Annotated in this window: 25 protein-coding genes; 14 read left to right on the forward strand and 11 right to left on the reverse strand. The window is 65.0% G+C overall.

What is annotated here, in order from left to right; all coding sequences use genetic code 11:
- Positions 1-213: 213 nt before the first annotated feature.
- Both QZY06_RS20500 and QZY06_RS20505 read left to right on the forward strand, forming a co-directional pair.
- A complete protein-coding gene (locus tag QZY06_RS20500) occupies positions 214-996 on the forward strand; it encodes a M48 family metallopeptidase (protein WP_295687708.1) in 783 nt (260 codons plus the stop codon).
- A gap of 125 nt (positions 997-1,121) precedes the next feature.
- Positions 1,122-1,487 (forward strand): CBS domain-containing protein, encoded by a 366-nt coding sequence (locus QZY06_RS20505; RefSeq protein WP_295687711.1) that lies wholly within the window; start codon positions 1,122-1,124, stop codon positions 1,485-1,487.
- Positions 1,488-1,503: 16 nt separating this feature from the next.
- On the opposite strand, the gene mnmG is transcribed toward QZY06_RS20505, so the two are convergent.
- The 3 genes from mnmG to QZY06_RS20520 all read right to left on the reverse strand — a co-directional run bounded on the left by mnmG (position 1,504) and on the right by QZY06_RS20520 (position 5,176).
- On the reverse strand, positions 1,504-3,387 hold the full coding sequence (gene mnmG / locus QZY06_RS20510; RefSeq protein WP_295687714.1) for a tRNA uridine-5-carboxymethylaminomethyl(34) synthesis enzyme MnmG: 1,884 nt from the start codon (positions 3,385-3,387) through the stop codon (positions 1,504-1,506).
- Between the two features lie 65 nt (positions 3,388-3,452).
- Complete coding sequence (locus tag QZY06_RS20515) at positions 3,453-3,785, reverse strand: DUF962 domain-containing protein (RefSeq protein ID WP_295687715.1); 333 nt, start codon at positions 3,783-3,785, stop codon at positions 3,453-3,455.
- A 26-nt stretch (positions 3,786-3,811) separates the two neighbouring features.
- The gene (locus tag QZY06_RS20520; RefSeq protein WP_295687718.1) at positions 3,812-5,176 is read right to left on the reverse strand and encodes an NADH:flavin oxidoreductase/NADH oxidase family protein; all 1,365 of its coding nucleotides are present in this window, start codon (positions 5,174-5,176) and stop codon (positions 3,812-3,814) included.
- A 1,036-nt stretch (positions 5,177-6,212) separates the two neighbouring features.
- Between QZY06_RS20520 and QZY06_RS20525 the strand changes: the two genes are divergently transcribed.
- A complete protein-coding gene (locus QZY06_RS20525) occupies positions 6,213-7,178 on the forward strand; it encodes a polysaccharide lyase family 7 protein (protein WP_295687721.1) in 966 nt (321 codons plus the stop codon).
- Between the two features lie 39 nt (positions 7,179-7,217).
- Here QZY06_RS20525 and mutM read toward each other — a convergent pair whose 3' ends face one another.
- From mutM to QZY06_RS20560, 7 genes are read right to left on the reverse strand one after another with little or no spacing between them, the layout of a single operon-like run.
- On the reverse strand, positions 7,218-8,036 hold the full coding sequence (gene mutM, locus QZY06_RS20530; RefSeq protein WP_295687724.1) for a bifunctional DNA-formamidopyrimidine glycosylase/DNA-(apurinic or apyrimidinic site) lyase: 819 nt from the start codon (positions 8,034-8,036) through the stop codon (positions 7,218-7,220).
- 9 nt (positions 8,037-8,045) lie between these two features.
- Entirely contained in the window at positions 8,046-8,951 is a 906-nt protein-coding gene (locus QZY06_RS20535; protein WP_295687725.1) for a hypothetical protein, read from the reverse strand.
- A gap of 16 nt (positions 8,952-8,967) precedes the next feature.
- Positions 8,968-9,189: a hypothetical protein gene (locus QZY06_RS20540; protein WP_295687726.1), complete on the reverse strand. Its 222-nt coding sequence runs from the start codon at positions 9,187-9,189 to the stop codon at positions 8,968-8,970.
- 60 nt (positions 9,190-9,249) lie between these two features.
- Positions 9,250-10,362 carry a GldG family protein gene (locus QZY06_RS20545; protein WP_295687729.1) on the reverse strand — a complete coding sequence of 371 codons (1,113 nt, stop codon included), beginning with the start codon at positions 10,360-10,362 and terminating at the stop codon, positions 9,250-9,252.
- Positions 10,362-11,105, reverse strand: a complete 744-nt coding sequence (locus QZY06_RS20550) for an ABC transporter permease (RefSeq protein WP_295687732.1) — start codon at positions 11,103-11,105, stop codon at positions 10,362-10,364. Before QZY06_RS20550 ends, QZY06_RS20545 begins: the two co-directional genes overlap by 1 nt.
- Positions 11,105-12,055, reverse strand: a complete 951-nt coding sequence (locus QZY06_RS20555; protein WP_295687733.1) for an ABC transporter ATP-binding protein — start codon at positions 12,053-12,055, stop codon at positions 11,105-11,107. The genes QZY06_RS20550 and QZY06_RS20555 overlap by 1 nt, the downstream gene beginning before the upstream one ends.
- Positions 12,056-12,085: 30 nt before the next feature.
- The gene (locus QZY06_RS20560; RefSeq protein WP_295687736.1) at positions 12,086-12,967 is read right to left on the reverse strand and encodes a lysophospholipid acyltransferase family protein; all 882 of its coding nucleotides are present in this window, start codon (positions 12,965-12,967) and stop codon (positions 12,086-12,088) included.
- A gap of 37 nt (positions 12,968-13,004) precedes the next feature.
- On the opposite strand from QZY06_RS20560, the gene dtd reads away from it, so the two are divergent.
- The 8 genes from dtd (at position 13,005) to QZY06_RS20600 (ending at position 22,029) form a co-directional block, all read left to right on the forward strand.
- Positions 13,005-13,451 (forward strand): D-aminoacyl-tRNA deacylase, encoded by a 447-nt coding sequence (dtd, locus tag QZY06_RS20565; protein WP_295687738.1) that lies wholly within the window; start codon positions 13,005-13,007, stop codon positions 13,449-13,451.
- A 21-nt stretch (positions 13,452-13,472) separates the two neighbouring features.
- A complete protein-coding gene (locus tag QZY06_RS20570; RefSeq protein WP_295687739.1) occupies positions 13,473-13,652 on the forward strand; it encodes a hypothetical protein in 180 nt (59 codons plus the stop codon).
- Between the two features lie 71 nt (positions 13,653-13,723).
- Positions 13,724-13,990, forward strand: coding sequence for an AbrB/MazE/SpoVT family DNA-binding domain-containing protein (locus QZY06_RS20575; RefSeq protein WP_295687741.1), 267 nt, complete (start codon positions 13,724-13,726; stop codon positions 13,988-13,990).
- Positions 13,987-14,385, forward strand: coding sequence for a type II toxin-antitoxin system VapC family toxin (locus tag QZY06_RS20580; RefSeq protein ID WP_295687743.1), 399 nt, complete (start codon positions 13,987-13,989; stop codon positions 14,383-14,385). Before QZY06_RS20575 ends, QZY06_RS20580 begins: the two co-directional genes overlap by 4 nt.
- A complete protein-coding gene (gene ttcA / locus QZY06_RS20585; protein WP_295687746.1) occupies positions 14,382-15,287 on the forward strand; it encodes a tRNA 2-thiocytidine(32) synthetase TtcA in 906 nt (301 codons plus the stop codon). Before QZY06_RS20580 ends, ttcA begins: the two co-directional genes overlap by 4 nt.
- Positions 15,277-16,248 (forward strand): TraB/GumN family protein, encoded by a 972-nt coding sequence (locus tag QZY06_RS20590; RefSeq protein ID WP_295687749.1) that lies wholly within the window; start codon positions 15,277-15,279, stop codon positions 16,246-16,248. Before ttcA ends, QZY06_RS20590 begins: the two co-directional genes overlap by 11 nt.
- Entirely contained in the window at positions 16,226-18,010 is a 1,785-nt protein-coding gene (locus QZY06_RS20595; protein WP_295687752.1) for an autotransporter assembly complex family protein, read from the forward strand. Before QZY06_RS20590 ends, QZY06_RS20595 begins: the two co-directional genes overlap by 23 nt.
- A complete protein-coding gene (locus QZY06_RS20600) occupies positions 18,007-22,029 on the forward strand; it encodes a translocation/assembly module TamB domain-containing protein (RefSeq protein WP_295687754.1) in 4,023 nt (1,340 codons plus the stop codon). Before QZY06_RS20595 ends, QZY06_RS20600 begins: the two co-directional genes overlap by 4 nt.
- Before the next feature lie 115 nt (positions 22,030-22,144).
- Here the strand turns inward: QZY06_RS20600 and QZY06_RS20605 are convergent, their stop codons facing one another.
- Positions 22,145-22,819, reverse strand: a complete 675-nt coding sequence (locus QZY06_RS20605) for a dienelactone hydrolase family protein (RefSeq protein WP_295687757.1) — start codon at positions 22,817-22,819, stop codon at positions 22,145-22,147.
- 116 nt (positions 22,820-22,935) lie between these two features.
- On the opposite strand from QZY06_RS20605, the gene QZY06_RS20610 reads away from it, so the two are divergent.
- From QZY06_RS20610 to QZY06_RS20620, 3 genes are all read left to right on the forward strand, one after another.
- Complete coding sequence (locus QZY06_RS20610) at positions 22,936-23,169, forward strand: lipoprotein (protein WP_295687759.1); 234 nt, start codon at positions 22,936-22,938, stop codon at positions 23,167-23,169.
- 11 nt (positions 23,170-23,180) lie between these two features.
- Positions 23,181-24,431, forward strand: coding sequence for a diaminopimelate decarboxylase (gene lysA, locus QZY06_RS20615; protein WP_295687762.1), 1,251 nt, complete (start codon positions 23,181-23,183; stop codon positions 24,429-24,431).
- A 72-nt stretch (positions 24,432-24,503) separates the two neighbouring features.
- Positions 24,504-26,032 (forward strand): 5'-3' exonuclease H3TH domain-containing protein (locus QZY06_RS20620; RefSeq protein ID WP_295687766.1); only part of this gene is annotated, 1,529 nt, incomplete at its 3' end.

Below are 26,032 nucleotides of genomic sequence, written 5' to 3' on the forward strand. Positions count from 1 at the left end.
ACTCGATGGTCTGCTCGCCCGCATCGGCTATCGCGAAGACTGAAGCGGCCGCGCTGCACCGTTCGTAGCGTCCATTGGCACGTTTGACGCGTAGCACGAATACAATTCCCCAACTGTTGCAGCCTTGCGCCTCATGATTGCTTTCACGCAAACCCCTCTTGATGTGACCCACGAAGCTTCGGCTCGCATCGGCTGCGTGGCCCGGCTGCACTGATGGCCGATCTGCTCGGACCTTTTGCGCCGCTGCAGCTGACTGAACGAGTCAGCGCGCGGGCCCGCAACATCCGCATCGAAGTCCGGCCCGATGGCAACGTGCTGCTGGTGATTCCGAAGCGCGTGCCGCGCAGCACTGCGCACGCCTTTCTGAAGAGCCGCGAGGAATGGATCCGCATCAAGCTCGTCGAGCTGAAATCGCGCGCCGCAAGAGTGCCGACCCATCCGCCGCTGCGCTGGGACGGCACCGATACCATTCCGCTGCGCGGACAGAAACTGCCGCTGCGCATTGTGCTGTCGCGCATCGCACGGCCGATGGTCCGCTTCGATCATGAAGTCAGCCTGTTCTGCTCGACCGCCGACAGCGTCGACACCGAACTGCTGGCCCACACGTTGCGCGCAGCGCTCAGCAAGCTGGCCCGCAGCGATGCCCGCAGCCTGCTCGAAAGCGAATCGCAGCGCCTGGGTGTCAGCTTCATCGGCCCGCGCATCGCCGATCAGAAATCGCTGTGGGGCAGTTGCACGCCGGATGGGCTGATCAGCCTGAACTGGCGGCTGGTGATGGCGCCACGTGATGCGCTGCGCTACGTGGTGATCCACGAGCTTTGTCATCGCCGCCATCTCGATCACTCGCCGCGCTTCTGGCGGCTGGTCGAAAAGCAGATGGACGATCACGTGCACTGGCGTGCTTATCTGCGCGAGCACGGTGCAGCCCTGCATGGGGTGCTGCCGAAGGCAGGCATCGAACCGCCGCCGTCCGGCTTGTTCGACGGCGCGCTATGACGGAAGAACGGGCTCGCCCCCTACCTCTCTAGGTTGTTTCCGCTGCACCTGCGCGCTACTGTCGCCGCAGGTGCAGGGAGAAAACTAGAATGGCAACGCTTGATTCAGTCAAGGTCCGCGATTACATGACGACCAAGCTCGTCACCTTCCGGCCGGACATGGAAGTGATGCACGCCGTACACACGCTGGTCGAGAAAGGCATCTCCGGTGCGCCGGTCGTCGATGCCAAGGGCAACCTGGTCGGCATCCTGTCGCAGCGCGACTGTCTCGAAGTGGCGCTGACCGCCGCGCAGGACACCTGCATCGCCGGGCCGGTGGCGCAGTACATGAGCGAGAAACCGGTGACCGTCGATCCGGAAACCAATCTCACGCAACTGGCGACGATGTTCACCACCGCGCCATTCCGCCGCTATCCGGTGATCGAGAACGGCCAACTGGTCGGGCAGATTTCGCGCTCGGACGTGCTGCGCGCGATCAGCCACCTCTGCTGATTGCGGTTGGCTGAGCTCAGGCCGTGCGTCTGAGCAGGCCGAGCTTCTTGAGATGGACCAGCAGCAGTGACACGGCCGCCGGCGTGACGCCGGAAATGCGGCCGGCCTGCGCGACCGTCTGCGGACGATGCGCCGCAAGCTTCTGGCGCACTTCGTTCGACAGGCCTGTGACCGCCGCGTAATCGAGATCGACCGGCATCGGTGCATCGTCGTAACGCGCAGCGCGGGCGATCTCGACTTGCTGGCGCTCGATGTAGCCGGCGTACTTGACGCGGATTTCGACTTGTTCGGCGACCGCGTCGTCGATGTCCTCGCTCATCAGCCCGAAGCGCTTCAGCGCGGCGATATTGGCTTCCGGCCGACGCAGCAGATCGAGCGCCGAGGCACCGTTGTCAGCCGACGCAGGACCAAAGCCTTCGACCATCGCCGGCGTGCCGAGCTGTGTGGGCTTCAGCCAGTGCGAAGACAGCCGCGCGCTTTCGGCCTCGATCGCATCGCGCTTGCGGCTGAACGCTTCCCAGCGCGCATCGTCGACCAGATTCATCTCGCGGCCAACGGGTGTCAGCCGCAGATCGGCGTTGTCCTCACGCAGCAGCAGGCGATGCTCGGCGCGCGAAGTGAACATGCGGTACGGCTCGGCCGTGCCGCGGGTGATCAGGTCATCGACCAGCACGCCGATGTAGGCCTCATGCCGCGCCGGGCACCACGGCGCTTCCTCGCGTGACTTGCGCGCGGCATTGATGCCGGCCAGCAGACCCTGCGCTGCCGCTTCCTCGTAACCGGTGGTGCCGTTGATCTGACCCGCGAAGAACAGGCCGGCGATGGCCTTGGTTTCCAGACTCATCTGCAGATCGCGCGGATCGAAGTAGTCGTACTCGATCGCATATCCCGGCCGCGTGATGTGGGCGCGCTCGAAACCCTTGATCGAGTGCACCAGCGCTTCCTGGATGTCGTACGGCAAGCTCGTGGAGATGCCGTTCGGATAAACCTCGTGGGTGTTCAGGCCTTCCGGCTCGATGAACACCTGATGCGAAGTCTTCGATGCGAAGCGATTGACCTTGTCTTCGACACTCGGGCAATAGCGCGGCCCGGTGCCTTCGATGACACCGGTGAACATCGGGCTGCGATCGAAGCCGCTGCGGATGATCTCGTGGGTGCGCTCGTTGGTATGCGTCATCCAGCACGACACCTGACGCGGATGCTCGGCGACCGAGCCGAGAAACGAGAACACCGGCGTCGGCGTATCGCCCGGCTGCTCGATCAAGCCGTCGTAATTGATCGTGCGGCCATCGATGCGCGGCGGCGTGCCGGTCTTGAGGCGGCCGACGCGCAGCGGCAGTTCGCGCAGACGCGCGGCCAACGCATTGCTCGGCGCATCACCAGCCCGGCCACCCTGGTGATTGACCATGCCGACGTGAATCTTGCCGGCCAGGAAAGTGCCGACGGTCAGCACCACGGCGCGCGCGGTGAAGCGCAGGCCGGCGCGGGTGACCACACCATGCACCGCTTCGCCTTCAACGATCAGATCATCGACTTCCTGCTGGAACAGCGACAGGTTCGGCTGATTCTCGAGCAGCTCGCGCACCGCGGCGCGATAGAGCATGCGATCAGCTTGGGCGCGGGTCGCGCGCACCGCCGGGCCCTTCGAAGCATTGAGGATGCGGAACTGGATGCCGGCGCGATCGGCGGCATGCGCCATCGCGCCACCGAGGGCATCGATCTCGCGGACCAGATGGCCCTTGCCGATGCCACCAATCGCCGGGTTGCAGGACATCTGCCCGAGCGTCTCGATGTTCTGGGTGACCAGCAAGGTGCGAGCGCCACTGCGGGCAGCCGCCAGCGCGGCTTCGGTGCCGGCGTGGCCGCCGCCAATGACGATGACATCGAAATGCTGCGACATGAGAGCACCCCAACGAACTGCGCGCTGTGCGCGGGGCGAATTCTACGCCCCGCGTCCGCGCCGGTTCAGAACGGGATGCGCCCGATCAGCATGTCCTTGAACATCACGAAGTCGCCGGCGAGGCTGTAGAACGGCGCCTTGAAGGTCGCCGGACGGTTTTTCTCGATGAAGAAATGGGCCACCCAAGCGAAGCCGTAGCCGAACAGCGGCATGAACCACAGCGCGGTGTAGCGGCCGGTGAGCAGCGCGTAGACGAATGTGGCGATCACCAGGCTGGTGCCGATGAAGTGAAGCCGTCGGCAGGTGCGATTTGAATGCTCGCCGAGATAGAACGGATAGAACTCGCGGAAGCTCGCGGTGGGTGGATTGGCTGATGCTGCGTCGCTGGTCTTGCTCATTCGCTGCTCTCCTCGCTTGAAAGCGATCAGGCGGATTTCGCCGCCGCACGCCGGGCGCTGTGCATGCGCCAGGCTTTCTTGTACTCGTCGAACAGATAACCGACAAATGCGCCGAACACGCCAAGCTTGAAGTTCGGCTTCAGACCATCGGCCAGACGCATCACCTGCAGGTAATACCAGCCCTGCTGGCCAAACACGTTGATCAGCCGCAACAGGTGCACCTTGGTGGTCGGCGCGAAGATGCCAGGGCCGAGCTGCATGCGCTTCTCGTAGCGCGGCAGTTCGCTGATCGCGCCGCTCAGCAGGCGCTTCGGCAGATCCGGCTCGCCGCATAGCGGCCGGCCGAGGCCGATCAGATCGCAGTCGCCGCTGGCCAGCGCTTCGTCCATGCCGGCACGGGTGCGGAAACCGCCGGTGACCAGCATCGGCATGGTCGCGACCTTGCGGATCGCCGCGGCGTATTCGAGGAAGTAGGCCTCGCGCTTGCGCGTGCTGTCCAGCTGTTTCGGGAGCTGCGGCTGCGCTTCGGCCTGATCCGGTGCGCGATAGCCGGCTACGTCCTTGGCCTTGCCCTCGTAGCCGAGCAGGCGCGGCTGTTCGTAGCTGCCGCCGGAGACTTCGAGCAGATCGATCCCGGCCGCATTCAGCCAGTCGACCACCTTCAGGCATTCCTCGTTGGTGAAGCCGCCTTTCTGGAAGTCCGCCGAATTCAGCTTGACGCTGATCGGGAAGTCCGCGCCCACCGCCTTGCGCGTCGCCTTGATCGTCTCCAGTAGCATCCGCGCCCGGTTCTCCAGGCTGCCACCCCAGGCATCGGTCCGCAGGTTGGTGACGCCGGACAGAAACGACGACAGCAGATAGCCATGGGCGCTGTGTATCTGCACGCCGGTAAAGCCCGCCTCGCGCGCAGTGGCGGCGACGTTCGCGTAGCGCTGGATGAAATCGAGGATCTCGGGCTCGGTGAGCGCGCGCGGCTTCGCGTAGTTGGCGAGCAGCTTCAACTGCACCGCGCTCGGCGCCAGCGGCTCCAGGGTCACGTACATCGGCGATTGCCGGCCGGCGTGGCTGATCTGCATCCACAGATGATTGCCGGCAACGGTACCGGCCTTCGCCCAGGCCTTGAGCCGCTGCATCGTCTCAGCATCCGGCCGCGCCGGATCGATCGCGACATTGCCCGGCCGCTCCAGCACACGGCGATCGATCTGCACGTTGCCGGTGATCAGCAAACCCGCACCGCCCTCGGACCACTGGCGATAGAGCACCTCGTGCCGCGAAGTCGGACGCAGATGTTCGTCGGCTACACCCTCCGTCATCGCGCTCTTGCACAGGCGGTTCGGTAGCGCGGCACCGCAGGGGAGGGTAAGCGTGTCGGTGAGTTGCGGGATGGGCACTTCAAACTCCTGTCGCGATGGTCCGGAACACTCCGCTCGACCGGCCTACATGAACGCCGTCGGCAAGTGGGGCGCCGAAGACTAGACGCTGTCGGCAGGCTGACGCTACGCGGGACGCTCGTCAGCTGAAGGAGTCGAATGCGAATAGCGAAAGCGCATCGAGCCCAAATGCCCTGCCCAGCCGCTCGGCATCTGGACGGCGAGCGCGACAGAGATGAACTGTCATTCGATAGAAATCCTGATTTTTTCGATCAGATGCCGCACGAAAACTCATTCGTTCCGGGCTGATGGCGCCGGCTGGACTCGATGTTGTGACTGCTGAACTCAATAAAAATCTTCGTCCGGATGCTCGTTTTAACAGGCCCGCAACAGTTGGAAGATATCTTTCGCCATCAGTTCGTTGAGCCACATACCTAAACTAATTTCTGCCACAACGACTTCTAAGACTCTCTGCAGGCATTTTCAGGTACGATTATTGCTGTAGAGATGGAAGACAATTGTTCACTGTGCTTTTACGTTTTCTCCAAAAGACTTTTACTGCTTCCGATAGATATTCAAGATAAGAGAGCTGGTAAAGCGGGCGAAAATGAACTTTCCAGGACTTGGTCCAGCTCGTCTTTCAATGCTTACTGTATTTTTCCATATACTGTTTTCTGCCAGCGACCAGCCGAAAGACTGCCTTTGAAGGCAGCAAGGATCGCCCAGGCACTACGTTTCAGGTTCTAGCTGTTCAGGTCATCGCCAGCGTCACGGGATAGATGCCTTGGATAAGCCATGAAGTACAGACGGGCAATGTCATTTGCCCGCTAATTTCAAGTTGTCATCGGGGAATACTATGTCTGGGACCAGAGCGATCTATTTCGCAGCCGCGGTTGTGCTTGCTGCTTTCCGCCCCGTCGGCGCCGCCGCTCCCACTTGTAGTGCATCCGATATCCAGTGCATCACCAATGCGGCGCCTGGATCCACGCAGACCAGCGGAACCCGGGCCGCGGTTGCCGGGACGGGCCCAGGACGCATATTTCCGTCCAAGATTTCCGTGAACACCGGGAGCTATCGCATCAACAATGGTGCGTTCACCTCGGCGGCAGGCACCATTGCCAACGGGGACAAGGTCACGCTCCGACTCGCAGCCTCCAGCTCGTACAGCGCCGCCGTGACACAGACACTGAGCATCGAGGGCCAACCCAACAGGGTTTTTCGAGTCATCACCCTGGAAACCGACCCCAACCCGCCGACACCGCCGCCACCGGTAGTCGTCCCCGAACCCGTCGAGATACGCTGGTCTGCGTACGGAAAACTGACCCTGCCGGTCGACCAGGATGGCAAAGCCGGTGCTGATGAAATCGAAGCTTCCGCTCTCGACAACTACTCATCGACCTACTGGTATCAACCTTCGTCCGGCCAGCGGGCACAGTCCGGATATAGCGCCACGGGGGGAGAAACCGTTTTTTGGACACCCGTTAACGGCGGCGGAACTACCGAAACTTCCTCGTACAGCCGTACTGAAATGCGAGAGCAGGTGGTGATTGGCAACAGTCGAATCAACTGGGGCCTCGCCGGCACCCATATCCAGAAAGGCACAGTGACAGTGACACAACTCCCGACTGCGATGAGCTCGGCGTCGCGAGCCCTGCTGGTTTTCGGACAGTTGCACAGCGTCGATAACTCGCCGCCGATGAAGATGATCTTCCAGCGCCTGTCGAACGGCACCACGGAAGTTATTTCGGCCTACAACACTAAGCGAGCGGGTGGCGCGTCACAGAACTCCCCGGTGCGGGTACCGATCCGCATCGGAGAAAAATTCACCTATGAAATTCGTCTGATCGATGGAACGATCACGACACTGGTGAACAATATCGTGCTCGATGTCCGAGACATGTCTTCAACCTGGGCCAACGAACAGTTGTTCTTCAAAGCCGGCAGCTATCTTGGAAATAACGCGCAGACGGCGACGGGCTATGGAGAGGTGGTCTACTCGACTTTCGAGATCGTCCACGAGTAAATCAAGAGCCAAAGCCTTGACGCTCTGCCGGTCGCGGCTTCAGCGCTGGCAACCCGGACACCAGCAGCTGGCCCGGTTACCTAGCCGCAGTCCCTTGATGATCGTCCCGCACTTCCGGCAGGCAAGGCCTTCTCGGCCGTAGACGTACAAGTCCTGCTGGAAGTAGCCGGAGGCACCATCGGCACCGGCGAAGTCGCGCAGCGTCGTGCCACCCTGGAGGATCGCTTCGCTCAGTACCGCGCGAATCTCGGTCGCTAGGCGTCCGTACTCGGCGCGGGTAACGCGGCCGGCGGGGCGCGTTGGCCGGATGCCGGCGCGGAACAGGGATTCGGCCGCATAGATGTTGCCGGCGCCGACTAAGACCTGGCCGTCCATCACGAAGCTTTTCACCGCTACCTTCTTGCCGCGCGAACGCTGGTACAAGTAGTCGCCGCTGAAAGCTTCCGAGAACGGCTCGGGGCCTAATGAATCGATCAGCACATGACCGATCTCGGCCTTCGGCCAAGACAGCACGGCGCCGAAGCGGCGCGGGTCGTGATAACGCAGTAGCCGGCCATCATCGAGCACCAGATCGACGTGATCGTGCTTCTTCAGCGGATGACCCGCGTCGAGCACCAGCACCCGGCCGGTCATGCCGAGGTGGACGATGATCCGGTCGCCGCCTTCCAACGCGAACACCAGATATTTGCCGCGCCGCGTGACGCCTTCGATCCGCTGGCCCAGGGCATACCCCGCGAAGTCCACCGGCACCGACCAGCGCATCCGCGGCTCGCGGACCACGACCTCGGTGATGCGACGACCAATGACGTACGGCTCGACGCCGCGGCGGACGGTTTCTACTTCGGGGAGTTCGGGCATGGGCGAAGCTTATGGGCGCGGTGCCGCAGCGGGCGCTGCGACCAGCTTCAGCAAGCCTTCCGCGAACCCCGGGTCCAGCTGATAACTCAGGGACAGATCAAGCCGCTGCAGATAGCGACCGCCAGCCTTGTCGATCAAGGCGTAGCGGTACTCGCTGCCATCGGCGAGCGTGATGCGGACATCGGCTTTCGTCGCAGCGCTGCTCTCGGCCACCGGCGGCAAGGTCGCGATTGCTCTTGCGCTGCGCCAGCCGTCGACGAAGGCTTGCAGCGCTGGCGAAGTCGCGGCTTCGGTGGTGGGCGCTGAAGTCCAGCCGGGGCCGACCGGACTTTTCGAGACGATCAGTCCCGGCACTTCGATGCGGGCGATATCCGCCTCGAACGGCAGCAGGGCCTTGTTGGCGAGATCGGTGAATTCACCGTCGACCAGCTCAGGCGGGAAGTCGTTGATCAGGCGGATGCGCGCGTCCGGCTTGCCGGGATTCACTTCGACATAACGGCTCTGCTTCAGCGGCTCGATGTCGCCGATGGCGAGCACGGTGCCATCGAGTTCGATGGTGCTGTGCGGCGGACCGAGGCCGAGCTTGGCGCGCTCGATCTTGCTGCCGTCGATGTCGCCATGGGTTTCGGCGCCGAGCAGTTCGGTGATCATGCCGATCTCGACCAGATCGGCTGGCAGCTGCACCGGCGCGGTCAGCTGCCAGCCGATCGCGGTCTTTTCCAACTGGATGTCAGGGCTGCCGGCGTTGTGCAAAACGATGCGATGCACGGCGTTGCCATCGATGGCGGTCAGCGGCGGCTTCGGGGCGATCGCGGCTGACAGCTTCGCTTCCTGCTTCGTCTGGTCGACGACCACGAGACTGGCCAGGCCGACGGCAGTGATCGCCAGCAGCAGGTTGACGGTAGAGGTTTTCATGGCGGGTTTCCGGAGGTCACTGGCGACGACGAATCAGCCAGCGGCCGATGCCGAAGCCGAGCAGCAACAGCGGAATGATCGCGGTGAAGCCGGCGCCGGCCAGCCAGAACGCCCACGGCGGCAGGTTCAGGGCGATGTCCGGGGCGCGCGGCACGTCGACGTCGATCAGGGCATCGCGCGACGACAGCCATTGCAGCAGGGCGACCGCGAGAGCCTTGTTGCCGTCGCGCTCCAGCATCAGGTCAGACAGGAAATCGCCATCGCCAAATAGGGCAATGCGCTGATTGCGCTTGGCCTGCTAACCAGCGGCGGGCAACTCACGGCTCATGCTCAGGCCGATGGTCAGCGGGCCACGGCGGTCGACGTCCTTGTCGAAGGCGACCTCGCCGTCGATGCTGCCGGTCTCCAGCCAGGCGTCGGCCTGGGTCTCGATGATCGGCGCGTAAGTCCAGCCGGCGGCTTTCGGAAGCGCAGGCGTATCGAACTCAAGCGCGCGCGTCAGCGGGAACGAGGTGATCTTCGCGAACTGCCCCGCAGAGCTTCCGGTGATCGGGTTCGGTGGATAGCTGGCGGCGAGGAACACGGCCGGGCTCGGCGAGCCGACAGCGGCGTAGTTGGCGAAGATCACCGTGCCGTTGAGCCAGTGAATGCCGAGACTATGGGCCAGCGGTTCGAGGCCGGCGGGATAATCCGGATCGGTCAGCCACAGCAGGTTGCCGCCGCGTTCGACGTAGCCGCGGATCGTCGCGATCTCGCCGTCGAGCAAGGCTTGTGTCGAGCTGGCGATGACCAGCGCCGAGGTGTTGTCGGGAATCTTCGGCGTGGTCAGCAGGTTCAGCGGCAGCACCTTCAAGCCTTTCTCGCCGAGCGCTTCAGCGAGTAGCGTGAGGTCGTACTGGGTCGCACCCGGCCCCGGCGTGATCGAGCGTTCGCCGTGGCCTTGAAGGAACAGCACGTAGCGCTCGCCGGCATCGGCGAGGCGCTGCAGGCTGGCGGCGATTTCCGCTTCGCCGAGCTGCTCCAGCGTCTCGTGGCGGCCCTGATATTCGAGCACCGCAACACCGGGCCGGCTGATCTTGTAGCTGCGCGCCTTGATCGGCTCGGCACCCGGATCGATGAACTCCAACGACAGGTTCTTCTTCACCCGCTGATAGCGCGCGACCAGCGCCTGCACTTCGCCGCGGGTTTCGCTGTTCGGGTAATCGAAAACCAGCACGCGGATCGCATCCGGCATCGCCGCCAGCTGGCGGCGGCTGCCTTCGGTCAGCGTATTGCGGTTGTCGTAAGTCCAGTCGGCCTCGATCTTGTAGCGCGTCGACACCATTGCCGCGAGCAGCACCACGAGCACGATCAGCACGGTGTTCAGGCGGCGCTGGAAGCGGCGGCCTGCGAGCATCTTCAGGAGCTTCATCAGTTGCGCTCGCTGTCGAGCTGCAGCACGGCCAGCCACAGGAACAGGACGGTGAACAACAGGTAATAGACGATGTCGACCGAGGAAAAAATGCCGCGCCGCAGATTCTCGAAGTGGCCGACGATCGCCAGATAGCCGAGCAGCTTGCCGATCCAGCCTGGCTGCGAGCTGAGTACCTGCATCAGCCACAGCATCAGCAGGAGGCCGAAGCTGGCGACGGCCGCAATCGTCGGTTCACGGGTGAGGCTGGAGACGTACAGGCCGGCGGCACCGAGCGCCATCATCATCAGGCTCAAGCCCAGCAGGCCGGCGGCGATACGGCCGAGATCGAGGTTCGAGCCGACCAGCAGCATCAACGGCATCGCCGCCAGCAGCAGGATGGTCGCGGCGATGAAGGAGAACAGCCCGAGAAACTTGCCGAGCACGATCTCGATCAGCGACACCGGCGATGCCAGCAGCAAGGTCAGGTTGCCATTCTGCCGTTCCTCGGCGAACAGCCGCATGGTCAAAAGCGGCATTACCAGCAGCAGGACCAGGGTGGCGAACGAATACAGGCCGCCGCCGATGTAGTCCGACAAACCGACCGAGGACTCCGGCCCGCGCGGGTTCTGCGCGTAGTCGAGGATCAGCAGCAGGAAGACCACGCCGAGAATGCTCTGCAGCACGGCCAGCACGGTCCACGCGAGTGGCGAAACGAAGATGCGCCGCGCTTCAGTACGGGCGATGGTCAAGACGATCGGCATCAGGCGGCTTCCTCCAGCGTATGGGCGTCGCCCGTGCTGAGTTCGACGAAGATTTCTTCCAGGGTCCGTCGTTCGGCATGCAGCTCGATCAGGCCCCAGCCGTGGGCGGCGGCGGCTTCGGCGATCGCAGCGCGCGGATCATCGCCTGCGTTGTTGACCGTGATGCGAATCTGGCTGCCGGCCAAGGTTTCGATCTCGCCGACACCGGGCAAGCTCAGCAACACATCGAAGGCCGGCATCCGCAGGAAGCCGGCGATAATCGTCTTGAAGCCTTCGCTGCCTGCCGTGGCAAGCGGCTCGGCATACACCAGACGGCCGCGGTGAATGATCATCACCCGAGCGCAAACCGCCTGAATCTCCGGAAGGATGTGGCTGGACAGGATCACGCCGTGCTCCTGGCCCAGCGCCTTGATCAGCCGACGGATTTCCAGGATCTGGATCGGATCGAGGCCCACCGTGGGCTCGTCGAGGATCACCACCGCTGGGCGATGGATGATCGCCTGGGCGATGCCGACCCGCTGCTGATAGCCCTTCGACAGATTGCCGATCAACCGCCGCGACACTTCGCTCAAGCCGCAGGACTGCTTGGCCCGCTGCAGCGCCGCTGCGCGTTCGCTGCGGCGCAGACCATGCAGGCTGGCGCAGTAGCGCAGGTATTCGTCGACCGTCAGCTCCGGATAGACCGGCGGCAGCTCGGGCAGATAACCCAGGCTCTGCTTGGCGCGCTTTGGATCATCTGCCAACGACACGCCGTTGATCATCACCGTGCCGGCGCTGGGCGCGAGCACGCCGGCCAGCATCTTCATGGTCGTCGACTTGCCGGCGCCGTTCGGGCCGAGCAGGCCGAGGATTTCGCCCTTGCGCAGCGACAGGCTGATGTCGCTGGCAGCGGTGTGGCTGCCGTAGCGACGGCTCAGCCCGCGTGCTTCGATCAGGAATTCGTGGGCCATGGTTGCGGAGTGGTTGGACAGAACACGGTTCTACGGCGAGCGATAGAAATCCGGCTCGCCCGGAGGTCGCCGACGATAACGCTTGTAGCTCCACCAGTACTGCTCGGGGAATGCCCGCACGCAGGTTTCGACCGCCGCGTTCATCACTGCCGGACCCGTTGCTGCATCGGCGATGTCGGCAGGTGCCGGCCAGAGATGAAAGCGGAAGCCGCGCGCAGCGGGCAGACGCTCGGCCACGATCAGCAGCACCGGCGCACCGCTGCGGGCAGCGAGCTTGGTGACCAGATCCATGGTGTTGGCCGAGATGCCGAACATCGGCGCGAACACGGTGCCGGAAGATTCCGGCGGATCGTGATCGGGCAGGATGCCGACCATCTCGCCGCGCTTCAGTGCCGCCAGCAAGGCCTTGACGCCGGCGCCAGTGGTCGGCACCGGCGTCACCGGCGCGCCACGCGCGCGGCCTTCGCGGATCAGCGTATCGGCAGCGCCCTTCTGCGGCTTGTAGAGCACGGTGATCGGCGCGGCCTGCGCGCAGAAGAAACTGGCCAGTTCCCAAGCACCTTGATGCGGCGTCAGCAGGATCACGCCTTTGCCTTGTGCCTGCGCGGCGCGGATCGTCGCCAACGCCGCCGGATCGGCCAGCCAGTGCTGGCGACGGCCTAGCGGCCCGAACCAGATGGCCGGCGCTTCGAGCACCGCTTTCGCGCTTTCGATCAGGCTGGCGCGGGCGATGCGGCTGCGGGCTGCGTCATCGAGTTCCGGCAGACAACGGGCCAGATGTAGCTCGGTGATCCGCCGGAGGCCGTTCGGCAACCACCACAGCAGCCGGCCGAGAGCAGCGCCGAGCAGATGCAGCACGGCCAGCGGCAGATAGCCGAGCAGGAGGAACAGCGCGCGAAGTACAGTCTGCATCCCGCCATTATTGCCCGACCGCCCCTACACGCTCTCGATGATCGGACTCCTGCAACGCGTACGCCGCGCCAGCGTCGAAATCGACGGCAGGACGATGGCGCGCATCGAACGCGGACTGCTGGTGCTGATCGGCATCGAACGCGACGACACCGCCGCCCGTGGTTCGCGCCTGCTCGAACGCCTGCTGAGCTACCGCGTGTTCGAAGACGAAACGGGCCGGATGAACAAGAGCCTGCGCGATCTCGGCGCCGAACGCGGCGGCCTGCTGCTGGTCTCACAGTTCACGCTGGCGGCGGACACCCGTTCCGGTACCCGCGCCAGCTTCACGCCGGCGGCAAGCCCGGACGAAGCCCGGGCGCTGTACACCGGTCTGGTCAGCGAAGCCCAGCGCATCTGGCCCGGCACCGGCAGCGGCGTGTTCGGAGCGGACATGCAGATCAGTTTGGTCAACGATGGGCCGGTGACGTTCTGGCTGGAAGCTTGAAGTACCTCAAGGAGCAAACGGATGAACGACAAGCCCGAGCACGAAGACGACAATCAGGCCGATGGCGACGAATTGCCCCGCGTGCCGGCCAGCCGCGAGCAGCTCGCCTTCTTGACCCGGCACATGGGGCGCGTGATCGGCGACGACGAGTGGGGTGCTGCGCTGGGTCCTGCGAAGGACAAGCCCACCGGCGAGCGCTGAGCCGGGCGACGGGCACGGCAGCCGGAAAACCCGCGTAAACTTACTTCCGTCTTACTTTTTCGGATTTCGCGATGTCGATCACCACACTGTCGAGCAAGGGCCAGCTGGTATTGCCGAAGTCGCTGCGCGACGCCAAGCACTGGCGGCCGGGCACGCGGCTGCTGGCGATCGAAACTGCCGACGGCGTGCTGCTGAAGGCCGAAGCGCCGAGCCGTGCCACGCCGACCTCGGTCGACGATCTGGTCGGCCTGCTGAAGCACGCCGGCCCGGCAATCCCGGAAGCTGACTGGCCGGCGCGGCTCGACGCCAGCCTGCGCGCCGAACGGCCGAAGAAGTGAGTGGTCGCCATGCGCCGGACACCAACCTCGTGGTGCGTCTGCTGGTCGATGACGATCCGGCGCAGACAGGCGTCGCGCGCCGCTATTTCAGCGAGCGACCGCTGTATTTCCCGGTCACCGTGCTGCTCGAAACCGAGTGGGTGCTGCGTGCGGTCTACGGCCACGAGCGCAAGCGCATCGTGATGGCGCTGAGGATGATGATCCGTCTGGCCAACGCGGCCACCGAGGACGAGGACAAGGTGCTGAGCGCGCTCGCGCACTACGAGCAGGGTTTCGATTTCGCCGACGCGCTGCATCTGTCGCGATTGCCGGCCGACACCAGCTTCGCGAGCTTCGATCGCAGCCTGGTCAAACGCGCGCAGAAAGCTGGCCTGTCGGCCGAGGTTCCGCAATGAGTGTGGCCCCGGAGAAGCTGGCGGAACGCTTACTGGTGCCGCAACACCAGAGCCAGCGCCTGGAGCGCAACAAGCTGGTCAAGCGCCTGCGCCGGCAGATGGGCCAGGCGATCATGGATTACCAGATGATCCGTGACGGCGATCGGGTGATGGTCTGCCTGTCCGGCGGCAAGGACAGCTACACGATGCTCGACGTGCTGCTGATGCTGCGCGATGCCGCACCGGTGAAGTTCGAAGTCATCGCCGTCAATCTCGACCAGAAGCAGCCGGGGTTCCCGGAACACGTGCTGCCGGAATATCTGGACGCGCGCGGCGTGCCGTTCCACATCATCAAGCAGGACACCTATTCGGTGGTCAAGCGCGTGGTGCCGGAAGGCAAGACCATGTGCGGCCTGTGCTCACGACTGCGGCGCGGCGCGCTGTACAGCTGGGCGGAAGCGAACGGCTATAACAAGATCGCGCTCGGTCATCACCGTGACGACATCGTCGCCACCTTTTTCCTGAACCTGTTCTTCAACGCCAAGCTGGCGGCGATGCCGCCGAAGCTGAAGAGCGACAACGGCAAGCACATCGTCATCCGGCCGCTGGCCTATGTGCGCGAGGCGGACATCATCGAATACGCGCGCATCGCCCAGTACCCGATCATCCCCTGCACCTTGTGCGGCTCGCAGGATCAGCTGCAGCGGGTGCAGGTGCGCAAGCTGATGAGCGACTGGGAAAAGACCCATCCAGGCCGCATCGAGCACATCTTCGCGGCGCTGCAGAACGTGGCGCCCTCCCAGCTCGCCGATGCGAAGACCTTCGATTTCGCTGGCCTGGATGGCGGTCTCGATGGGGCTGCACTCGGCAACTGGCTGAAATCGGACAACAGCACGGCCACCGAAGCTGATGATGCTGCTTGAGCTGCGGCATCGCGGCCGCGTGGTGAACGCTGCGCGAGGCTTGCTGCTCGGGCTATTCGGCCTTTGGGTGCTGCTGGCCAGCACGGCGGCCCGCGCCGAGTCCGATGCGCCGTTCCTGTGGCAGGTGAAGGGCACGAAAGCCACCCACTATCTGCTCGGCTCAGTGCATCTGCTGCCGAGTGCCGCGGGGCGCCTGCCGACGGGCATCGTCCAGGCTTATCGCTCGGCCGATGCGCTGGTCTTCGAGTCCGATATCGACGCCTTGCAGGGCCGCAAGCTCAGTGCGCAGATGCTGGAGGCGGCAACGGCGCCGAACGGCATTGCCGCCGAAGTCGATGTCGGCACCCTGCGCCGCCTGCGCCAGCGGATGCGTACCTTGCGCATGCCGACGGCGCAATGCGAAACCTATCGGCCCTGGTTCTGCGCGCTGTCGTTGGAGCTGTACGCCTACCAGCGCGCCGGTTTCAGCGGTGAGTACGGTCTCGACCGCCGCCTGCACGATGCCGCCGTGGCCGATGGCCGGGGCATCGCCTGGTTCGAGGCCCCCGAGCGCCATATCGCGCTGTTCACCGACATGGCCAAGCCGCTGTCGACGCAGTTTCTCGATGCCGCGCTGGCGGAGAAAGGCCTGAAGACCGAGGAACCGGTGGAGATGTATCGCGCCTGGCGCGACAACGACAGCAGCGGCATCGAAGCGCTGATCGCCGAGATGAAGCATGACTATCCGGCGGTCTACGAACATCTGCTGGCCGGCCGCAATCGCGCCTGGCTGCCGGAGCTGAAGCGCCGGCTGAAATTGCCGGAGCGGCAGCTGATCGTCGTCGGCGCGGCGCACTGGCTGGGGCCGGATGGCTTGATCGCCAGCCTGACCGCAGCCGGTTATCAGGTGCGTCCGTATATCGCGATCGACATCAATCAGAAAGCAGGCCTAGAGCTCGATGCCGTCATCGCGCGCCGCTAGTTGTTGGCTGCTGCGCGGCTGGCTGGCGAGCCTCGTGCTGCTGGCCGCCGCGCCGGCGCGCGCCGGTGTCGACGTGCGGGTGCGTGGCCTCGGGCCGGATGAGCGCGGCAACGCCTACGCGAAGCTGTCGATCCTCGAATACGCCAAGCGCATCGACGCCGACAAGGGCGAGTACGACAGCAGCGATGTCGAACGCCTGTTCAAGCAGGGCGAGCGGGAAATCCTCGGTTCCCTGCAGCCGTTCGGCTGGTACAACGCGACGGTGACCGCGAAGCTCGAAGGCGCGAAGCCGGACTGGGTCGTCGAATACCAGGTTGACGCGGGGCCGGAAACGGCGATCTCGCTGATCGATTTCCAGATTATCGGCGATGGCGCCGAAGACGAAGCGCTGAAGCAGATCAAGAATCGACCACGGCCGCTGAAGCTCGGCGAGCGGATCAAGCACGAGGAATACGAGTCGCTGAAGACGCGCATCGTGCAGACCGCCTACAGCCTGGGCCTGCTCGACGCCAAGCTGACCCGGCGCGAGCTGAAGATCGACGTGCCGAACAACAGCGCCGAAATCCTGCTGACGCTCGACAGCGGCCGCCGCTACCAGTTCGGCGAGATCAGCATCAAGCAGGAGGGCGGCCTGGCACTGCGCGAGGCTTTCCTGCGCAATTACCTGACCTTCGAACCCGGCCAGAACTACGATCCGGCAAAAGTGCTCAGCACCCAGTTCGCATTCAGCGATCTCGACTACTTCCAGACCGTCGACATCGAAGGGCAGAAGGACAAGGCCGACGAAGACGGCCGCATCCCGATGGTGATCAACACCACCGAACGCGCGCCGCGCAGCTATCGCTACGGCCTCGGCTATGGCACTGACAGCGGCCCGCGCGCCTCGGTCGGCGCCGACTTCCGCCGCATCAACAGCCTCGGCCACAAGCTGCGCACCGATCTCCGCGTGTCGCCACGCATCTCTACTGCGGTGGCCGAATACCGCGTGCCGTTCGGCCATCTGCCGAGCGATTCGGTCAGCTTCACCACACAGGCACTGACCCAGGATTTCAGCGACATCAAGGAAACCCTGTACCGGATCGGCACCAGCTACAACCGGCGCGGCAAGATCTGGCAGCGGCGCGTCTATCTCGAATACACCTTCGATGAATACTCGATCAAGGAAAGCCCGCGCCAGCGCTCCAAGCTGCTGGTGCCCGGCATCTCGCTCGACCACACCGAGGGCGACGATCCGATCTTCCCGCGGCGCGGCTGGTATGCGTTCACCGATCTCCACGGCGGCTCGGACCTGCTGCTGTCCGATACCAATTTCGTCCAGGGCATGGTCAAGCTGCGCGGCGTGCTCGATGTCACCCGCAAGCTGTTCCTGAGAGTCCGCCTCGACCAGGGCGCGACCTGGGTCGGCAGCTTCAACAACCTACCGCCGTCGCAGCGCTTCTTCGCCGGTGGCGACGGCAGCGTGCGCGGCTACTCGTACCAGTCGCTGGGGCCGCGGGACGCCAACGGCCGGGTGATCGGCGGCCGCTATCTGACCACCGCGAGCGCCGAACTGGACTGGTACTTCGTGCGCGAATACGGACTCGCGGCGTTCGTCGATGCCGGCGACGCCAACGACAAGCCGCTGGTCGACCCGAGCGTCGGCGCCGGTCTCGGCTTCCGTTATCGCGCGCCGTTCGGCGCCTTCGCGCTCGATCTCGCCCATCCTTTCGATCCCGGTTCGGCGCCAGTGCGACTGCACCTCGGCGTGCAGGTGGGCCTGTGAGCACGATCACGCCGGATAGCCCGATGGAAAGCCCGCCGCCGCGTCCGCCATCGCGCCGAGTCCGCTGGGGCCGCTGGCTGTTCGCCGGACTGAGCCTGCCGGTGCTGCTGCTGATCGCCACGCTGATCTTCGTCATCGGCAGCGAACGCGGCCTGCGTTTCGGCCTGGCACAGCTCAGCAACCTGACCGGCGGGATGATCACCGTTGGCCACGCCAATGGCCGGTTGCTCGATAACGTCGAGCTGCGTGACTTCCGCTACACGAGCAGCGATGGCCTGCTGGTCACCATCGGCCGGCTGAAGCTGCGCCACCAGCCGAGCAGCCTGCTGCGCGGCCGTCTGCATGCGGAGCTGATCGAGATCGACGCGCTGGCGGTGACGCCAGGCCGGCCGGCCGATCCGCCACCACCACCAACGCCGACCAAGCTGCCGACGCAGTTGCCAGTCGACGTGGTCATCGACAGCGCTACCTTGACCGGCTTCGTGCTGCACGCCTCGGCCGATGCTCCAGCGGGCAGCCCTGATGTCCTGGTGATCGACAGCACTCGTCTGATCGCCAGCTGGCTTGGCAGCCAGCTCAGCATCACCGCGCTTACGACCAGCGGCCTGCCGATCACCGGCCCGCTGCAGGCGAAGGCCGAAGCGCAGATGGGCGCCGAGCAGATCGATTTCCAGCAGCTCACCGTGACCGGCGCCAATCCGGCGGCGGACGGCTACAGCCTGCACGCCAAGGGCCGTTACGGCCTGAACGCGGTAGCCAGCGCGCTGAAGCTGGAGTGGACCGGCCTGCGCTGGCCGTTGGTGCTGGAAGACAAGCAGCCGCCGATGGTCAGCGACCTGATCGGCGCTGCAACCTTCGACGGCAGCCTCGACGACTACCGCTACACCCTGGCCACCAGCGCGACGATGCAGGCGTTCTCGGCCAAGCTCGCTACCGGCGGCAGCGGCAGTCTGGTCAGCGCCAAGATCGACTCGCTGAAGCTCGATGCGCTGCCGGTCGCACTTGCGGTGACCGACAAGAAGCGCAAGGCCGCGCCGCAGCCCGGCTCGATCAATGCCAGCGGCGAAGTGCGCTGGTCGCCGGCACTGTCGGCGGAGATCGTTGCCAGCTTCGAGCATGTCGATCCGTCCTGGTTCGTCGCCGATTTCCCCGGCGATCTGAACGGCCGGATCACCACCACCACCAAGATGATCGGCGAGGAACCGCAGATCGCTTTCGATGGCCGCTTCGAGAATTCCTCGCTGCGCGGCCAGCCGTTCAGCCTCGATGCCAACGGCGTCACCGACACTCGTGAAGCGCAGCTCGAAGCGCTGAAGCTGGTCGCCGGCAAGGGCACGGTCGAAGCCAGCGGCAAGCTGCGCTGGACGCCGGAACTGAAGCTGAACTTCCAGGCGCTGATCAGCCATCTCGATCCCAGCCTCGTCGCACCCGACTGGCCGGGCGACATCAACGGCAAGGTGCTGATCGCCACCGACGATGCCGCCGCCGCGCCGCTGCGCTTCGACGCGCTGATCGACAAGTCCCGCCTGCGCCAATATCCGCTGAAGCTCGCCGCCGTCGGCAGCGCGCTGCTCGCCCCCGAAAGCACGCTGGTCACGCTCGATACCGTGCAGCTGGAAACCGGCGGCACCAAGCTCAACCTGTCCGGTCAGGCGACACCGCCGTTCGCGTTGCGCGGCACCTTCAACAGTCCGGACCTGGCCGCGCTGCTGCCCGAGCTGCGCGGCCGCGCGGCCTTCGATTTCGCCCTCGACGGCAGCATCGAGCAGCCGCATCTGGTCTCCAAAGGCGAGCTCGGCAACATCGTGTTCGGTGAGCAGACCGTGCAGCACCTGGACTGGACGGCGGACCTCGATCCGCTGGTCCCCACTTCGAACCTGAAAGTGACGCTGCGCGAAGCCAATGTCGGCCTGAAGATCGCCAGCGCCAGCCTGACTGCGACGGGACAAGAGGTCTATCACGGCGTGGTGCTCGAAGCCGCAACCGAGCGCGGCGGCGCCAAGCTCGGCCTGCAAGGTGGCTATGACCGCGTGCGCGGCGAGTGGGGCGGCGAGCTGAACCTGCTGTCGCTGACGCCGGATGGCCTGTCGGCCTGGGCGCTGGACAAGCCGGCCGGCATCCTGGTCGGCGAGAAGCGTCGCGCGCTGGAACTGGCCTGCCTGACCGGCACCGACGGACGCGCCTGCTTCAATCTCGAACAGAACGTGCTCGCCGACGGCGCGCGCGTGGGCTGGAACATCGACCGCCTGCTGCTTTCCGCGCTGCAGCCGTTCCTCGATCCGAAGATGCGCGTGAGCGGCAGTATCGACGGTACCGGTTCGATCGATTTCAGCAGCGGCAATCTGCAGAAGGCCGAAGCGGCGCTGAACCTGCGCGAGGTTTCGCTGCAATTGCCGGACGCGCCACTGCTGAAACTGGAAACCGGCAGTGTGCAGGCGCGCCAGGTCGATGGCCGGCTCGAAGCGACGGCGGACCTGAAGATGGCCGGCGCGTCGCTGGAAGCGAAACTCGACGCCGCCCCGGGCGACGACTTCAAGGCGCGCGCGCTGGGCGGCAGCATCCGCCTCGATGTGCCGAGCCTCGCGTTCCTGGAACCGCTGCTGCCGCAGCTCGACAAGCTCGACGGCCGGCTGGCGGGCGATTTCACGCTGTCAGGTGTGGTGGGCGAACCGCGCCTGGAAGGCGATCTGAAGCTCAGCGAAGGCCGCGCCAAGCTGGTCATCGCCGGCATCGAAGTCACCGATGTCGCGCTGCAACTGCATGCACGCAATCAGGCACCGCTGGCGCTGGAAGGCAGCCTGAACTCCGGTGGCGGCAGCTTGAACATCGCCGGCACGCTGGACCCGTACTCGACGCCGCTGTCTGCCGATTTCACGATCAAGGGCAAGGACGTGCAGGCGATGAACACCGCCGAAGCGCGCGCCTGGATCGACGCCGACCTGCGCCTGATCCGCAATGCCGATGGCGCCAAGCTGACCGGCGAACTCGGCGTGCCGCGCGCCGACATCACACCGAAGGGTCTGGGCGGCGACAGCGGTATCGATGCCAGCGAGGATCAGGTGCTGGTCGGCGTCGTGGTGCCGCCGAAGGAAGCGCCGCTGCCGGTGTTCGTCGAACTGCGCCTGACCTTGGGCGACAAGGTGCGCATCGAAGGCTTCGGCCTGAAGACGCGCATCGAAGGCGGCGTGACCGTGTCGCAGCGGCCCGGCTTCGATGCGCTGGGTCGCGGCGAGCTGCGTCTGATCGACGGCCGCTACCAGGCTTACGGCCAGGATCTGAGCATCGAGACCGGACGGCTGATCTTCAGCGGCGGGCCGGTGAAGACGCCAGCCGTCGATCTCTACGCCACGCGCCAGCCGCGCGAAGACATCAAGGTCGGCGTGCGGGTGCGCGGCACCTTGGCGAAGCCGGAGCTGAGCCTGCAGTCGAGCCCGATCCTGCCGCGCGAGCAGCAGCTGAGCTGGCTGGTGCTCGGCCGTTCGCTGGAAACCAGTTCTTCGCAGGATCGCAGCATGGTGTCGAGCGCGGCACTCAGTCTCGGCCTCGGCGGCGGCGACTATCTGGCCGGCCTGCTCGGCAAGAAAGTGGGGCTCGACGAGCTGTCCGTGGGCAGTGTCGCTGGCACCAATTCCGAAGTGGCGGCAAACGCCCAGAGCATCGCCGGCTCGCAGGCCGCCACCAACGGTGTCGATGCCAACGCCCAGGCCGCGCAACTGACCCTGGGCAAGTATCTGACGCCGAGGCTGTTCGTCAGCTACGGCATCAGCCTGTTCCAGGAGGGCTACACGTTCCGGATGCTGTACACGCTCGGCCGCGGCTTCAAGTTGTCGACCGAAAGCGGCACCGCCAGCGGCGGCGACCTCATCTACACGACCGATCGCGGCTTGCAGAAACCGGCCAGCAACCCGCGGCCCGGCGTCGATGCCGTACCCAGTGCCGGGCCGGCGCCGGATCCGGAACGCAGCCCGGATGCCGTCAAGTCCGAGCCGGTGCTGGAGCGTGAGCCGGCCAAACCGTAGGGCGGGAAAGCGCCGAGCAGTTGCTCGGCCACCGCGCATCCCGCCGACTTTGGTGCAGCTCTCCCGCGTCGCCCGTCTTTCAGCCGGCATCGAATCCGGCGGGTTGCATCCGTCCCTACACCAATACCTTCGCCAGCCAGGCCGAGATGTCGTCGACTTCCTCGGCGCAGACCGAATGGCCCATCGGGTATTCGTGCCAGTCGATCTTCAGGCCCCAGCTGCGCAGGCCGTCACGGCTATCGGTGCCGAGCTTCAGCGCCAGCACTGGATCGGCCGTGCCATGGCACATCAGGATCGGCGTCGCCTTGCCGGCTTCGGTCAGCTCCTTCGGAAGGGTGTCGTGCAGCGGCAGATAGGTCGACAGCGCCATGGTGCCCGCCAGCGGTTCGGCGAGCCGGCAGGTGGCGTGCAGCGCGATCGCACCGCCCTGCGAAAAACCGGCGATGACGATGCGCTTCGCCGCAATGCCACCCTTGCGCTGCTCGGCGACCAGCGCCATCAAGGTCGCTGCCGAGGCGCGGATGCCGACGTCGTCCTGCTGATCGCTGCGGGTCAGGCTTTTGATGTCATACCAGGCGCGCATCCGGGCACCGCCGTTGAGCGTCACCGCACGCACCGGCGCGTGCGGAAAGATGAAGCGTGCCTCGATGCCGGCTGGCAGGCTCAGCTCGGGAACGATCGGCACGAAGTCATGGCCATCGGCACCGAGGCCGTGCAGCCAGATCACCGCGGCATTGGCGGGTGCTGCCGGTTCCAGCGTGACGGCGGTATCGGTTTCGATCTTTTTCACACGGAAGTCCTGTGGGTTCGAGGGTCGGCCGCGATTGTGTCGACGCGCAGGAGCCACGGCAACGGCTGCTAAACTCTTGAATGTTGTTTTGCCATCGCATCATTCGGGGTTCTTCGATGTCTGCTCGTGCGCTGCTCGCCGTTTCGCTGCTTGCCACGCTGGCTTTGAGCCAGGTTCTGGCTGGCTGCGGCCAGACCGGCCCGCTGCATCTGCCAGCCAATGCGCCGGCAGGCGAGGGCTATCTGATTGGCAGCAACCCGAACGTCAAGAAGAAAGCCGACGCCAAGCCCGCTGCCGCTCCCCCGGCCGCCGCAGCGCCAGCCGCAGCACCCGCCTCGACCACACCCTGATCGCGTCATCCATGGACTCATTCGAATACCGCGACGGTGCGCTGTGCGCCGAAGCCGTGCCGCTGTCGGCGATCGCCGCCGCTCATGGCACGCCGACCTACGTCTATTCCCGCGCCGCACTGGAACGCCATTACCGCGCCTTCGATGAGGCGCTGAACGGCGTCGAGCATCGCGTCTGCTACGCGGTGAAGGCGAACTCCAACCTTGCCGTGCTGCAAGTGCTGGCGCGGATCGGTGCTGGCTTCGACATCGTCTCCAGTGGCGAACTGCAGCGCGTGCTCAAGGCCGGTGGCGATCCGGCGAAAGTGGTGTTCTCCGGCGTCGGCAAGACCGCGGCCGAAATCGAGCTGGCGCTGAAGGTCGGCATCTACTGCTTCAACGTCGAGTCGGAAGTCGAGCTGCATCGGCTGTCGGCACTGGCGACGAAGCACAGCAAGACCGCGCGAATCGCTTTCCGAGTCAATCCGGATGTCGATGCCAAGACCCATCCATACATCTCGACAGGGCTCAAGGAAAACAAGTTCGGCGTCGACATCGCCGAAGGCGAACGTCTTTACCAGCTGGCGGCGACCTTGCCCGGCATCGCTATCGACGGCGTGGCCTGTCACATCGGTTCGCAGCTGCTGGAACTGTCGCCCTTCCTCGATGCCCTGGATCGCGTGCTGGCGCTGATCGATCGGCTGGCCGAGCGGGGCATCGTGCTGCACCACATCGATGTCGGCGGCGGCCTCGGCGTGCGCTATGACGATGAAGTGCCGCCCACACCGCTGCAATGGGCCGCGGCGATCAAGCCGAAGCTCGCCGGCCGCAAGCTGGTGGTGATGACCGAACCGGGCCGCGCCATCGCCGGCAATGCCGGCGTGCTGCTGACCCGGGTCGAATTGCTGAAGCCGGGCGCGCACAAGAACTTCGCGATCATCGATGCCGCGATGAACGATCTGATTCGGCCCAGCTTCTACGATGCCTGGCATGCCGTGCTGCCGGTCGCGCAGGACAGCAGCAATACGGTTGCGAAGACCTGGGATCTGGTCGGCCCGGTCTGCGAAACCGGCGACTGGCTGGCCCGCGATCGCCAACTGGCACTGGCCGAAGGTGATCTGCTGATCTTCCGCACCGCTGGCGCCTACGGCTTCACGATGAGCAGCAACTACAACTCGCGCGGCCGCGCCGCCGAGGTGCTGGTCGATGGCGACACCCTGCACCTGGTCCGCGCGCGGGAAAGCTTCGACGATCTGGTGCAGAACGAGACGTTGCTGCCCTGATCGCCGGAGTTGTCGCCCGGTTCATCGGGCCGCTGAGTTAGGCTTTGCGGCCGTGAACCCGAGGCTGCCGTGATGACGAAGAACCCTGCTGCCAAGCCCCTGGTACTGATCGACGCAGCCGGCTGGCTGTTTCGCGCCTATCACGCGCTGCCGCCGCTTTCGAACCCGCGCGGCGAGCCCACCGGGGCGATCTTCGGCATGGTCAACATGCTCAAGCGGCTGCAGAAGGATTACGCGCCGGAGCGCATTGCGGTGATCTTCGACGCGCCGGGCAAGACCTTTCGCGAGGACATCTATCCGGCCTACAAGGCCAATCGCGATGCGACGCCGCCGGACCTGCTGCACCAGTGGCCGATCATCGTCGAGATGGTCAAGGCGATGGGCTTGCCGGTGCTGTCGGTATCCGGGGTCGAAGCCGATGACGTGATCGGCACGCTGACCCGGATCGGCGAAGCCGCCGGCCACGAGGTGCTGATCGTCACCAGCGACAAGGACATGGCGCAGCTGGTCAACGAGCGCGTGAAGCTGGTCGACACGATGAAGAACCGGGTGATGGACCCGGCCGGCGTCGTCGAGAAGTTCGGCGTGCCGCCGGAACGCATCGTCGATTACCTGGCGCTGATCGGCGACACCAGCGACAACATCCCAGGCGTGCCAAGCGTCGGCCCGAAGACCGCCGCGAAATGGCTGACCGAGTACGGCTCGCTGGACGCGATCATCGCCCGGGCCGAGGAGATCAAGGGCAAGGTCGGCGAAAAGCTGCGCGATGCGATTCCGCAGATTCCGATGTCGCACGATCTGGCGACGATCCGCTGCGATGTCGAGCTGCCTCTGAAGCTCGAGGAGCTGGTACCGGGTGCGCCGGACATCGACAAGCTGGCGACGATCTATCGCAATTCCGGCTTTCATCGGGCGCTGGAAGAACTCGGCAATCTGCAGCCGCCGGCGTCTGTCGCGCCCGCCCCCGCGATAGCCGCGGGCGACAGCTCGCAGACCGAACTGACGGTACTTCCCGAGTTCAGCCCGGAAGCGGTGTCGGAGGCGGTCGAACTGCCGGCATCGGCCAAGACCCAGGCCATCGCAGTCCTCGACGAGGACGCGCTCGCCGACATGATCGCCAAGCTTGAAGCCGCCGAGCTGATCTGCGTCGATACCGAAACCGATGCCCTGGACGCGATGCAGTCTGGCCTGGTCGGCCTTGCCTTCGCGACCGAAGCCGGCCACGGCTGGTACGTGCCGCTGACCCATGACTATCTCGGCGCGCCGCAGCAGCTCGATCGCGCGGCGGTGCTGGAACGCGTCAAGCCGCTGCTCGAAGATCCGAACAAGCCGAAGGTCGGCCAGCACATCAAGTACGACCTGAACGTGCTGGCGCGCCACGGCGTCAATGTCCGCGGCGTGGCTTTCGACACGATGCTGGAAAGCTATGTGCTCGATGCCGCCGGCAATCGACATGACATGGACACGCTGGCCGAGCGCTATCTCGGCCACAAGACCATTTCCTTCAGCGATGTGGCCGGCAAGGGCAAGAGCCAGATCACCTTCAACCAGGTGGCGATCGAGGAAGCGACGCAGTACTCGGCCGAAGACGCCGACATCAC

It is taken from the genome of uncultured Nevskia sp. (genome assembly GCF_903885465.1).
GTDB lineage: Bacteria > Pseudomonadota > Gammaproteobacteria > Nevskiales > Nevskiaceae > Nevskia.